The 12,489-nt window shown below is 60.9% G+C and carries 9 protein-coding genes; 5 read left to right on the top strand and 4 right to left on the bottom strand.

Features of this window, described 5'->3' with window-relative positions; genetic code table 11:
* Positions 1-185: 185 nt before the first annotated feature.
* From CRN80_RS27125 to hemB, 3 genes are all read left to right on the top strand, one after another.
* Positions 186-884, top strand: a complete 699-nt coding sequence (locus CRN80_RS27125) for a glutathione S-transferase N-terminal domain-containing protein (RefSeq protein ID WP_098952059.1) — start codon at positions 186-188, stop codon at positions 882-884.
* Positions 885-887: 3 nt separating this feature from the next.
* Positions 888-1,730: a PhzF family phenazine biosynthesis protein gene (locus tag CRN80_RS27120; protein WP_098952057.1), complete on the top strand. Its 843-nt coding sequence runs from the start codon at positions 888-890 to the stop codon at positions 1,728-1,730.
* A gap of 116 nt (positions 1,731-1,846) precedes the next feature.
* Positions 1,847-2,821 carry a porphobilinogen synthase gene (gene hemB, locus CRN80_RS27115; RefSeq protein ID WP_016977356.1) on the top strand — a complete coding sequence of 325 codons (975 nt, stop codon included), beginning with the start codon at positions 1,847-1,849 and terminating at the stop codon, positions 2,819-2,821.
* A gap of 75 nt (positions 2,822-2,896) precedes the next feature.
* On the opposite strand, the gene CRN80_RS27110 is transcribed toward hemB, so the two are convergent.
* Positions 2,897-3,199, bottom strand: a complete 303-nt coding sequence (locus CRN80_RS27110; RefSeq protein WP_032892471.1) for a contact-dependent growth inhibition system immunity protein — start codon at positions 3,197-3,199, stop codon at positions 2,897-2,899.
* Entirely contained in the window at positions 3,196-7,863 is a 4,668-nt protein-coding gene (locus tag CRN80_RS27105; RefSeq protein WP_098952056.1) for an RNase A-like domain-containing protein, read from the bottom strand. The genes CRN80_RS27110 and CRN80_RS27105 overlap by 4 nt, the downstream gene beginning before the upstream one ends.
* 273 nt (positions 7,864-8,136) lie before the next feature.
* Between CRN80_RS27105 and CRN80_RS27100 the strand changes: the two genes are divergently transcribed.
* Positions 8,137-9,222, top strand: coding sequence for a DUF1615 domain-containing protein (locus CRN80_RS27100; RefSeq protein WP_032892469.1), 1,086 nt, complete (start codon positions 8,137-8,139; stop codon positions 9,220-9,222).
* Here the strand turns inward: CRN80_RS27100 and CRN80_RS27095 are convergent, their stop codons facing one another.
* Positions 9,223-10,017, bottom strand: a complete 795-nt coding sequence (locus CRN80_RS27095; protein ID WP_032892467.1) for a DUF4349 domain-containing protein — start codon at positions 10,015-10,017, stop codon at positions 9,223-9,225. It lies immediately after the preceding gene.
* Between the two features lie 157 nt (positions 10,018-10,174).
* Between CRN80_RS27095 and CRN80_RS27090 the strand changes: the two genes are divergently transcribed.
* On the top strand, positions 10,175-10,597 hold the full coding sequence (locus CRN80_RS27090) for a PaaI family thioesterase (RefSeq protein ID WP_044273557.1): 423 nt from the start codon (positions 10,175-10,177) through the stop codon (positions 10,595-10,597).
* Positions 10,598-11,305: 708 nt separating this feature from the next.
* Here the strand turns inward: CRN80_RS27090 and CRN80_RS27085 are convergent.
* On the bottom strand, positions 11,306-12,487 hold the full coding sequence (locus tag CRN80_RS27085) for an acetyl-CoA C-acetyltransferase (protein WP_098952054.1): 1,182 nt from the start codon (positions 12,485-12,487) through the stop codon (positions 11,306-11,308).
* Positions 12,488-12,489: the final 2 nt, after the last annotated feature.

Raw genomic sequence — 12,489 nt, 5'->3', positions numbered from 1 at the left:
CTGCGGTGTTCCCTGTCGATAGAGCAAAGCGCCTCCTTTCATTGTTCGGGCGCTCTTTAAGAGTGTATTCGGGCGCTTTGGTTCGCCCACGCAGGATTCTAGCCGGCAAATGTTGCGCAACGATGACCCATGCACGACGGCAGGCAGATGACTATCATGGGGACTTTCCGTCCAGGGGGTTCTCGATGAACGCACTCGCCGCTTTCCCGATCAACAGCAAATGGCCCGCCCAGCACCCGGAACGCCTGCAGCTGTATTCGTTGCCCACGCCCAACGGCGTCAAGGTGTCGATCATGCTCGAAGAACTGGGCCTGCCTTATGAGGCGCACAAGGTCAGCTTCGACACCCAGGACCAGTTGTCTCCCGAGTTCCTGTCCCTGAACCCCAACAACAAGATCCCCGCGATCATCGACCCCAACGGCCCGAGCGGGCAGCCGCTGGCGCTGTTCGAATCCGGCGCGATCCTTATTTACCTGGCGGAAAAAACCAGCCAGTTGCTGTCCGAAGACCCGGCCACCCGCTATGAAACCCTGCAGTGGTTGATGTTCCAGATGGGCGGCATTGGCCCGATGTTTGGCCAACTGGGGTTCTTCAACAAATTCGCCGGCAAGGCGTATGAAGACAAGCGCCCGCGTGACCGCTACGCCGCCGAATCGCGGCGCTTGCTGGGCGTGCTTGAAAAGCGCCTGCTGGGCCGCACCTGGATCATGGGCGACGAGTACAGCATCGCCGACATTGCAACCTTTCCGTGGGTTCGCAACCTGATCGGTTTCTATGAGTCCGGTGAGCTGGTGGGCATTACCGATTTCCCTAACGTACTGCGCGCGTTGGACGGCTTTGTCGCACGTCCAGCGGTGATCCGTGGCCTGAACATTCCGAGCTGAAGCATGCCGACTTTCGATTTTCAACAACTGGATGTCTTCAGCAGCGTGCCGCTCAAAGGCAACCCCTTGGCCGTTGTGTTGGGCGCGGATAGCTTCACCGACCAACAGATGGCGGACTTCGCCAATTGGACCAACCTCAGTGAAACCACGTTTTTACTGACGCCGCGCGACCCTCGTGCTGACTATCGGGTAAGAATCTTCACCACCCTCAAAGAGCTGCCGTTCGCCGGGCACCCGACCTTGGGCAGTTGCCACGCCTGGTTGCAGGCTGGCGGCGTGCCACGTGGCGAGGAGATTATCCAGGAGTGCGAAATCGGCTTGGTGCGTATTCGCCGTCAGGGTGATGAACTGGCGTTTATCGCGCCGCCGTTGCTGCGTGCCGGCCCGGTGGAGGCGCCGTTGCTGGAGCGCGTGCGCCTGGCATTGGGCCTGGCGCCCGAGGCTATCTTGCGCAGCCAGTGGGTCGACAATGGTGCCGGTTGGCTGGCGGTGATGCTGGCTGAGCGTGATGCCGTGCTGGGCCTGCGCCCAGACTACGCGCAGCTACAAGGGTTGGCCGTAGGGGTGATCGCCCCCTGTGACCCCACGCGTGACGCGGTGGACGCGCAATTTGAAGTGCGCGCTTTTGTCGCTGGCGATGGCGCCGCCGAAGACCCGGCCACTGGCAGCTTGAATGCCGGCGTGGCCCAATGGCTCCTCGCTGAAGGCCTGGCGCCCAACCGTTACGTGGTCAGCCAAGGCACGGCGATCGGGCGAGCGGGGCGTATTTATATCGAGCGCCAGGGCGATGAAATCTGGGTGGGCGGCGCCGTGGCGTTGTGCATTGAGGGGCGTCTACAGCTGTAGATCAATGAATTGTTACGCGCCTGGCAATACACTATTGGCCCCTCGGCGTTTGTGTTGCCAGGACTTGGGGGCATAAGCTTTCGCCCCAAAGTGTTCAGCCATTTTTCAGGATTGCCATGACCAGCCAGTTCCCCCAAGCCCGCCCACGCCGCCTGCGCCGCTCCCCGGAGCTGCGTGGCCTGTTCCAGGAAAGCGAATTCACCCTCAACGACCTGGTACTGCCGATTTTTGTCGAAGAAGAAATCGACGATTTCGTGCCCATCACCAGCATGCCGGGTGTGTTGCGCATCCCCGAGAAAAAACTCGCCGGTGAGATCGAGCGTTACGCCCGCGCCGGCATCAAGTCGGTGATGACCTTCGGCGTGTCCCACCACCTCGACGCCAGCGGCAGCGACACCTGGAAAGAACGCGGCCTGGTTTCGCGCATGTCCTCGATCATCAAGGACGCCGTGCCGGAAATGATCGTGATGTCCGACACCTGCTTCTGCGAATACACCGACCACGGCCACTGCGGCGTAATGCACGGTGCCCATGTCGACAACGACGCGACCTTGGTCAACCTCGGCAAACAAGCCGTGGCCGCCGCCCGCGCCGGCGCCGACGTGATCGCTCCGTCAGCGGCGATGGACGGCCAGGTCCAGGCCATCCGCCGTGCCTTGGATGACGCGGGCTTCACCCACATCCCGATCATGGCCTACTCCACCAAATTCGCCTCGGCCCTCTACGGCCCCTTCCGCGAAGCCGGCGGCAGCGCGCTCAAGGGCGACCGCAAAAGCTACCAGATGAACCCGATGAACCGCCGCGAAGCCGTGCGCGAATCACTGCTGGACGAACAGGAAGGCGCCGATGCGCTGATGGTCAAGCCAGCCGGTGCCTACCTCGACATCATCCGCGACATCCGCGAGGCCTCGCGCCTGCCGGTGGCGGCGTACCAGGTGAGCGGTGAATACGCGATGATCAAGTTCGGCGCACAGGCCGGGGCGATTGATGAGGACCGGGTGGTGCGCGAGACGTTGGGGTCGATCAAACGGGCGGGTGCGGATTTGATATTTACGTATTTTGCGATGGACTTGGCGTTGGCGGGGATTTAAGGGCGTCGCTGAACCTGTGGCGAGCGAGCTTGCTCGCGTGGGGCTGCATAGCAGCCCCGTATCTCGGCAAGAAAATTATTTAATGGCGTTCTTTAGTACTAACGCAACATGGTTTAACCACGTTTCCCCATCACTCCATTCATTAGGGTAATAGTAATAACAGCCGATATCAGAGAGTAAAAAGTCTTGAAGATCTTGCTCTGTTTTTTTGGCTGACACTAGTTTTTCTAGCTCTGATAGCACTATTGTTATCGTCTCTTCAGACGACTCCGAAATAAAAAAATCAATTACGTCGTTTGCGCTTTTATGATCATCAACCCAATCTTGATTGAAGTACCCTGCAAGAAATTGCTGCAGCTCGGGGTAGTCCTTATTCATGGGTTTGGAAACCCTGTGTGAATTCGATATCCAGTATGCATTTTTTGGTCTCTGCGAATAATTAAGTAAATTTCTTTTCCGGGTACAGGTGTCGTAGTGTTCTTTTTGAAACTTGTGCCGATTGGCTCTGGGGATGGTTGAGTGATGACTATCTGCTGGTTGTTTCCTTCTAGGAAGTCTTTGATTTTGTCTTGATTGTTATCCAATACCTTTGAAATGGCGAGTTCAGCTGTTGCGCGATCATGAAAAGTAGAGGCTGCCGGGATATGTGGTTCCTGTCTCAAGCGGTCAAGCAATTTTTGATCAGTTCTACCGACATGCTTTTGCATAAGATGTCCTCCTGCCGCCTCATGTGCGGCTAAACCTCCTCCTGGAACGATTACGCTATAAGGCCCTTCAGGGCAGCTTGTTTTTTTACAGCTTAGTCCCAGCGGATCCACCCACCCCGTGGGATTGGGCACATACCGGTACCCATTGATCCCGCCCGCCAACTTCACCGGGTCCGGCGTCAGGTAGCGACCAATATCCGGATTGTAGTAGCGATGGCGGTTGTAGTGCAGGCCGCTTTCCGGATCGAAATACTGCCCTTGAAACCGTAGCGGATTGGCGATGTTGCCCACGTCGAGCCGGGCGATCTGGCCGTAGGCGCGGTAGTGGGCGGACCAGACGATTTCGCCTTCGGGGCTGGTGAGTTCCTGCGGGGTGCCGAGGTGGTCGAGTTGGTAGTGGTAGGGCGTTGTGGCCTGTGGGCCGAAGCCTTCCAGCAGCGCCAGTGGGCGGAAGCTGTCGGGTTCGTAGAGGTAGCTGCGATGGCAGTCAGCATGGTGCTCGGCAATCAGCTTGTCGCCTTGCCAGAAAAGCTCGGTGGTCTTGCCGTCGACGGTTTTGCTGATGCGCCGCCCAAACGGGTCATAGCGATAGCTGGCGGTTTGGCCGTTGGGTTGGGTGATGCCGATCAGCCGATGCTGGCAGTCGTAGCGGTATTCGGTGACGAGTTGCTGGCCCTTGCCGCGCCGTTCGCGGATGAGGTTGCCAAAGGCGTCGTAGTCGTAATGGCGGTCGCCTTGGATCATCAGGCGGTTGGCCGCGACGATGTCGGGGCCGGGGCGGTCTTGCATGAGCAGGTTGCCGGCGGGGTTGTGGCTGAAGCGTTCCTGTATGTCTTGCGAGTGGTCGGCGCGGGTCAGGCGGGCGAGGGGGTCGTAGTGGTAGCGGTGTTCGCCTTTGCGGGTGTCGAGCAGGCGGGTGAGGTTGCCGGCTTTGTCGTAGTCGTATTGGCGTTGGTAGAGGTGGTTTTGTTGCTGGGTCACCGCGTGGGCGTGCAGGCGGTGTTGTTCGTCGTAGTGGTAGTGGCTGAGCAGTTGGCCTTGCTGGCGCTGGTGTTCGCGGCCGCTGTTGAATAGATGGGAGGTGAGCACTCCTCCGTTGAGTTCGACGGTGGCGAGGTGGCCGCCTTTGTCGTGGTTGAAAGTGATGCGGTTGTTGTCTGGCAGGCACAGGTTTTTAAGCTGGCCGCAGGCGTCGTAGCCGTAGCGCAGGGTGCCCCAGCCTTGGTGTTCGGCGGTGAGGCGGTTTTGGCGGTCGTATTCGTAGGCCAGCGCCCAGTGGCCGTCTTCGACGCTGAGGAGGTTGCCTTGGCGGTCGTAGGCGTAGTCGACAACGTTGCTGTCGGGCAGGGTTTTTCGTACGAGGCGTCCGGCGTGGTCGCGCTCGTAACGGGTGATTAGCTGCCTGCCATCGTCGCCGTATTCGGTTTTCTCCAGCAGGTTGCCGTTGAGGTCGTAGGCGTAGGCGGTGCGCTGGCCGTCGAAGCCGGTTTCCTGGCGGATCAGGCCGTTGGGGTGGTAGTCGAGTTGGTAGGTTTCGCCGGCTTCGTTTTCGATCTCGGTGAGCAGCAGCCGGGCGTTGTCGTAGCGGTACTTGACCTGGGTGCCGTCGGCGTTGAGACGGCGGCTGATCAGGTGTAGGCCGTCGGCGTATTCGTAGCGGGTGACGTGGCCGAGTTCGTCGCGTTCGGCGATGATTTTGCCGTAGGGGTTGTAGCTGAATTCGCGTGTGGCGCCGCCTGGCAAGACGAGGCGAATCAACCTACCGACGCTGTCCCATTCATAAACGGTCTGTGCGCCGTGTTCATCCTCACAGGCAATTTGCCGCCCCAAGTCGTCATAGCGATAACGCTTGATCCCACCCTGGGGCAATTGCTCCTCAAGCAACTGCCCACGCTCGTTCCACACCAGTCGATGACAACTGCTGTCGGGGTACCAAACCCCGGTCAGTTGCCCCTGTTTGTTGTAGCTGTAGTCAGTCGAATGGCCATCGGGGTCAGTCTTGCGAATGACATCGCCTTGGTCATTACGCTCATATTTCCAGACTGCCTCACCACGCCTTACAACCCGTACGAACCCATTGTCATGCTCGTAGGAAGTCGGCTCATCATCCCCCGGAAACAGCGCCACCAATCGTCCAGCGTCGTCATATTGATAGGCCGTCACCGCGCCCATCGGGTCTTGCTCGACGGTCAGCCGGCCTTGGTCATCGTAGGATTTGTAATGCTGAGCGCCGTCCGGATCGATGCGCTGCACCAACCGCGCCCGATGGTCATGGACATACACCTCCTGGCTACCGTCGGCGTTATGCACGGTGACGCGCCCGTCATCGCCCCAGGCATAGCGCGTGTCCATCTGCGAAAAGTTCGCCCAATGCCGAACACAGCGTGCTACCTTGCCAGCACGTTCCCATTCCCAGAAGAAACTCGCACCACCGGCCAGTTGGCGTTCCAGAATGACGTGCTGATCGTCGTACCGATAGCGCTCGCTTTCACCGACAGCATTGGTCGCGCAAACCAGTCGTCCGTGTTCGTCATAGGCGTAGGAAACAACGTTCTGCTCGGTCTCCCACACGTAGGGCTCACGCCCTTTGGCACGATGAACCTGATAGTCCACCGCGACGATGCGACCCAACTCATAACGCAACAGCAACGAACGGCCAGCACCGTTATCCAGCCGCTCAATCCGCCCTGAACGATCACGGAAAAGGCGCAGGCGGTTGTCATACGCATCGCTTATCGAGACCAGCACACCATCGCGGAAGTGATAGAAACGCGAGGCCTGGGCCAGCACCAGTTCATCAGGAGCCGAACCCAAGTAGATCGCCGCTTCCGCCAGGCTATTGGTGATCGCAGGCCGAGAATCGGTGGGCAAGGGCAGGGTAGTCGAGCGGTTCTCATGGTCAGTCCACACCACCGAATCGCCCGACACCACCAGCCGATGGGCCAGCGCATGGCTCCAACCAAACCCCAACCCACAATCAACTTCCACCGCGCTGGTGCGATACAGCCGCGTCCATTCAAACGGCAAGATCCCGTCCAACGCACCATCGGTAAGGGTCAGCAGTTCCTCGCCCGTGACCATCGACACCGGGCAACCGTGGGTAACGGTCTTGTCCGCTGGCGCCGCCGCATCTCCTTTGGGATTTGAAGCCACAGCCGGCACATCATCGACAGGCTCCTGACGGACCAACGTCGTGCGCTGGGTCTTGCCGCGCACCATCGGTACCGGGTTCGAAACCAGCGTGTCGCCAGCCTTCAACGGCACCACCGGCACCGCCTTGACCGGCGTCGCTGCACTGCTCAGCAACACCGGTTTGGCGGCCTCCACATGGGTTTCCAGCCGAGGGCCCGCCACTTGCTTGGCCAACACCTCCAACAACGCCCGAGCCCGCCCGGATTTAACGTGACCGAGCACACGAGCCCCCAATCGCGCCACCACGCCCATCGCACCCAACACGCGAATCAGCAGCAGATTGATCAGCACCTCACCAGTGATTTCACCCCACAGTTCCGCCATCTCCGTAGGCGGGAGCATGCGCATCCAGCTGACCAGCGCCGACAGGTAGATAAACAGCAGCGGCTCATCACTGAGCACCAACAAGCCCTGGGCGATCGAGTCACTGCCCAGGGTCAGCAGTTCATCGAGCTCAGCTTGCGAAAGGTAGTGCAGCAGCTTTTCGCTATTGGGCTTAAGGTCTGCCAGCAGCGCAGACAGCTCGCCAATGTTGTCCCACAGGCTGTAAAGCGCCTTGCCCAACCCACTGGCAAAAGCCGCTTCCAGCAGGCGCCGCCGTTCCAGCGGGCGGGCGTCTGTGTAGTTTTTCCACTGGGCTTGGAAGGTGTCGGTCCACTCTTTGCGCAGCCGGGTTTCCAGTGCAGCGATCACCGACTGGTAGGACGCATACAGCGCCTGGACGTGATCCTGGGAAACGTTGGGGTAAAAACTCACCCGGTATTGCTGGTTGCGATCACACTCGGTGACTTCGAGGATGCCACTGGGGCCGATGGTCTTATGGAGGGGCTCGCCCAGCGGGCCGCCGTGTGGATCAACGCGTTGCACCACCACCGGCGTGTTGCCGATGGGCACGAACCTGGTGCTCTGGAACATATGCACCAGGGTCAAGGTACCTGTGGCCTGGCACGTGGCGACGGTACTGCTGGGGAACAGGGAACGATTGATCGGTGCAACCAGCGCGACGTCATCGCCGACCTTGAACACCTGTTCGACGTCCAGTGCCGAGAAGCTCCAAATGCTTTTGGCCCACTCGTCAAAGGTGTTCAAGCAATCGCGAAAGTCACGGAAGACGCCTTCAACGTCGACCGCTTCCACGTTCATTGGCGTCAGCGCCAGCCTGCCAATGGCCGGGTTCAAGTGGCGGCCCCGTCAACCGCACGCGTCACGAAAAAAACCATCTGCATTCCCTCGCACTGTTTGATCAGGCGAGGGACTTTGCAGAGGTTTGCGAGGGCGAGGAGTAGAGCTTATCCGGCAGTGGTGTGGGATGTTTCAGTTACTGCCAGCCACGGGGTTCGGCATGCCGACGAACCCCGGTTAGACTTACCTGTCGATATCAGCACTGCCCGGCCTGTCGTTAACCAAGGAAGCCCCATGTATTCAACGCGTCTGCTGCTCTGCCTCATTCCTTTGCTGGTACTGGCCGGTTGCTCCACTTCCCGTGGCCCTCAGCAGCCCGAGCGCAGTGAAGCGGAGGTGAAGGCGCAGATCGTGCGCCTGCTGCCGGCCAAGGTCGCGGACCGTAACGGCTGGGCCCAGGACATCTATACCGCCTTCGACACCCAGAAAATCTACCCCAGCACCGAAAACATCTGTGCGGTACTGGCGGTGACCGAGCAGGAGTCCACCTATCAGGTCGACCCGCCGGTGCCCGGTATGGGCAAGATCGCCCAGGATGAGATCCTGCGCCGCGCCGGCAAGGTGCATGTGCCCGCCTTCGTGGTGCGCAGCGCCTTGCAGTTGCGCTCGCCCACCGGCAAAACCTACGCCGACCGTTTGAATGCCGCCCGTACGGAGAGAGATTTGAGCGGCATTTTCGATGACTTCATCAGCATGGTGCCCCTGGGCAATACGCTGTTTGGCGGGTTCAACCCGGTACACACCGCAGGCCCCATGCAGGTCAGTATCGACTTTGCGCAGAAACAGGCGCGGGGTTATCCCTACACGGTGGACGGTACGATTCGCCGTGAAGTGTTCACCCGTCGCGGCGGTATGTACTTCGGCATCGCCCATTTGCTCGGCTACCCGGTGAGCTACGACCAGCCGCTGTACCGCTTTGCCGACTTCAATGCCGGTTGGTACGCCAGCCGCAATGCCGCGTTCCAGGCCGCGGTCAGCCGTGTTTCAGGCAAAGAGCTTGCACTGGATGGGGATTTGATTCGCTATGGCTCATTGCTGCCCGGCACCACCGAGCTGGCGGTGCGTTCACTGGGGGCGAAACTGGACATGCGCAACCCGAGCATTCGCAGCCAACTGGAGCAGGGCGAGCAGTTGGATTTCGAGGACACCACCTTGTACAAGCGCGTCTTCGCCTTGGCCGACCAGGCGGCCGGCAAGCCGCTGCCACGGGCGATCCTGCCGGGTATTGTGCTCAAGAGCCCGAAGATCACCCGCAACTTGACCACGGCCTGGTTTGCCAAGCGCGTGGATGAGCGCTACCAGCGCTGCCTGAAGCGCTGATCAACCGCGGCGCTTGACGAACCGGCGCCACAAGCCCACCCACAACCACACCACCGGGAACGCCAGGATCACGAAGGGCAGCACATAGCTGGCGCGTTCCAGGGCGTCTGCGGTGCCGTTCACCAGGTTGTCGCCCAGGTTGCTGAACATCCGGGTGAACCTTGACACCTGGTTGGCGCCGTCGGAGGAGCGGAAGTTCAAGGTCACACGGTTGGTGTCGAGGCGGCGTTGCTGGCCGGCGGCAACCTGGGCCAATTCCTGCAGCTCGTTTTCAATACCGGCTTGCTCTTTGCTCAGGACGATCAGGTCGCTGACGGTGATGTCCTTGCGCTTGGCCAGTTCGTCGAGACGTTGCTGCTGGGCTTGCAGGCGATCCTGGCGACGGCGCACATCCGCCACGGCATCGGCCAGGTCCTCGGCCGTGGTGATGCGCTGGCCGAGCTTACCGCCTTCGGCCGCCAGGGCGACCATCGGCTCCACACCCGTGGGCGCGATCCGCAGGATGATCTGGCCACCCTGGCTGTCTTCGGTAATGCCCAGGATATTGCAGGCGCCAAAGCGCGCCGTTTCACACGCCTCGCGAGTGGCCTGCATGCGCGGCGAAAGCAGGGCACCGGGCAGGGCCAGGGTCAATTCATGTTCATAAGCCAGTTGTGCTCCGGCCTTGCCCTGTTCGCCATTGATGACGGTGGCGCGAGAGTGTTCCTTGGGGGAACAACCGGCCAAGGCCAGGCCGGCGAGCAAGAGCAACAGCGGCGCGCGAAGCGGGTGGGAGTTGCCGTCCAGGTGGCGCATGGCGTTTCCTTGAAATGTGTAGGAGAAATTGGCCGAGATTAAAGCGGGTCCGGCCCATTAACGCAAAGCATTGCCCGGGATTTGCCCGGCTGATGGTGGTGGCTGCCGGGTCGAGGCTGGCGTACATCTCAAGCCTCATACCAGGGAAGCAACCGCCATGAACGCTCAGACCGTCCCCCAAGGTTTTGTCCCATTGCCGCGCAGCAGCCCGTTGCTGGAACTGCTCGGTCCGGCGTATTGCCGTGGCGAAGGTTTGCAATTGGAAGTCGGCCTGCGCGCCGATCATCGTCACGCCAACGGGCGCGGTACGGTGCACGGTGGGGTGCTGGCGACGCTGGCCGATATCGGCATGGGGTATGCCATGGCGTTTTCCAGTGAGCCGCCGTTGCCGTTGATTACCGCCAGCATGACCGTGGATTACTTGGGCGCCGTGCAGGTAGGGGAGTGGATGGTGGTGCGTTTGGAAAGCCACAAGCGCGGACGGCAGATGGCGTTTGCCACGTTGAGTTTGCAGGTGGAGGAGCGGGTGGTGCTGCGGGCGAGTGCGGTGTTCGCGGTGCCGCATGCTGACAGGCAGTGAGATCAAATGTGGGAGCTGGCTTGCCTGCGATGTCGGCCTGCCAGCCGAGACTTTTCTACCTGACACGCCACAATCCAACTGTGGGAGCGGGCTTGCTCGCGAAGGCGGCCTAACAGTCAACACAGTTGGACCGGGTACATATCCGTTATTTAGGTAACGGCCACCTAGGGTTCCGCCCTGACGGCGGCTCACTTTTGAACAGCGCAAAAGTAAGCAAAACGCTCTTGCCCCACCACTCGGCACCTCGCTTAGGCTCGGTGTGCCCGTAATCCGCCAGTGATTTGGGGGGCCGCCGCCACGCGCCATCCATGGCGCGGGGCGGCTAAACCGGCATCCCTGCCGGTTTACCCCCCAAATCCCTGTCGAATTCCGGCCAGCGTGGTTTAACGGGGCGCCTAAGATCAAAAGCAGATCAAGAGCGACTCGCTTCGCATCGTGGTTACCTGTGGGGTGCAGGTTCGACTTCTGTGTCGATTGAACGGCCGCCTTCGCAGGCGATCCAGCTCCCACCTTTTGAGCGAGTTGTTTCAGGGGGGCACGAGAAAAAGAAAAGGCCTGGCTTTTCGTGGAGCCGGGCCTTTTCTGTGTTGCTCGTTATGTCTCACCTGTAGGAGCGAGCTTGCTCGCGAAGCACTCATAGGCAACAGGTTCTACCAGGAGCGCTGCGTTATCGTTGACGTTTTTCGCGAGCAAGCTCGCTCCTACAGGTCAGTTGCGCTCGAGTGCCAGGGCTACGCCTTGGCCGCCGCCGATGCACAGCGTTGCCAAGCCTTTCTTGGCGTCGCGCTTGATCATTTCATGCAGCAGGGTCACCAGCACGCGGCAGCCTGAAGCCCCAATAGGGTGGCCGATGGCGATGGCGCCGCCGTTGACGTTGACCTTGTCCGCGTCCCATTCCAGCTCTTTGCCCACTGCCAGGGATTGCGCGGCGAAGGCTTCGTTGGCTTCGATCAGGTCCAGGTCAGCCAACTGCCAGCCGGCCTTGTCCAGGCAGCGGCGGGTGGCCGAGACTGGGCCGATGCCCATGATGGCCGGGTCGACGCCCGCGTTGGCGTAGCTGGCGATACGCGCCAGTACGGGCAGGCCGAGAGCCTTGGCTTTTTCAGCGCTCATCAGCAGCACGGCCGCGGCGCCGTCGTTCAGGCTGGAGGCGTTGCCGGCGGTGACGCTGCCGTCTTTCTTGAACGCAGGCTTGAGCTTGGCCAGGGATTCGGCGGTGGTGCCGGCGCGGGGTTGTTCGTCCACCGCGAAGGCCACCGGGTCGCCTTTGCGCTGGGGGATCAGGATCGGCGTGATCTCATCGGCAAAGCGCCCGGCTTCGATAGCGGCGGCGGCTTTTTGCTGGGAGGCGGCGGCAAAGGCGTCCTGGGCTTCGCGGCTGATGCCGTATTTGTCCACCAGGTTCTCGGCGGTGATGCCCATGTGGTAGTCGTTGAACGCATCCCACAGGCCGTCGGTGATCATGCTGTCGATCATCTTCGCGTGGCCCATGCGCAACCCGGTGCGCGCGGCAGGCAATACATACGGTGCCAGGCTCATGTTCTCCATGCCACCGGCAATGATCACCTCGGCGTCGCCGCAACGAATGGCCTGGGCGCCCAGATGCAAAGCCTTGAGGCCCGAGCCGCAGACCTTGTTCAGGGTCAGGCTCGGCACGGGGTGGGGCAGGCCGGCGAGGATCGAAGCCTGGCGCGCCGGGTTCTGGCCGCTGCCTGCGGTGAGTACCTGGCCGAGGATCACTTCATCCACTTGCGCCGGGTCCAGGCCGGTCTGCTCCAGCAGGCGACGGATCACAGCGGCGCCCAGTTCCGGGGCCGGAATGTTCGCCAGCGAACCTTGGAAGCTGCCCACGGCGGTGCGGGTGGCAGCAACAATCACGACGTCTTGCATGG

The sequence above is a fragment of the Pseudomonas sp. FDAARGOS_380 genome (assembly GCF_002591235.1).
GTDB lineage: Bacteria > Pseudomonadota > Gammaproteobacteria > Pseudomonadales > Pseudomonadaceae > Aquipseudomonas > Aquipseudomonas salmasensis.
This window is presented reverse-complemented; position numbering and strand designations above follow the sequence as displayed.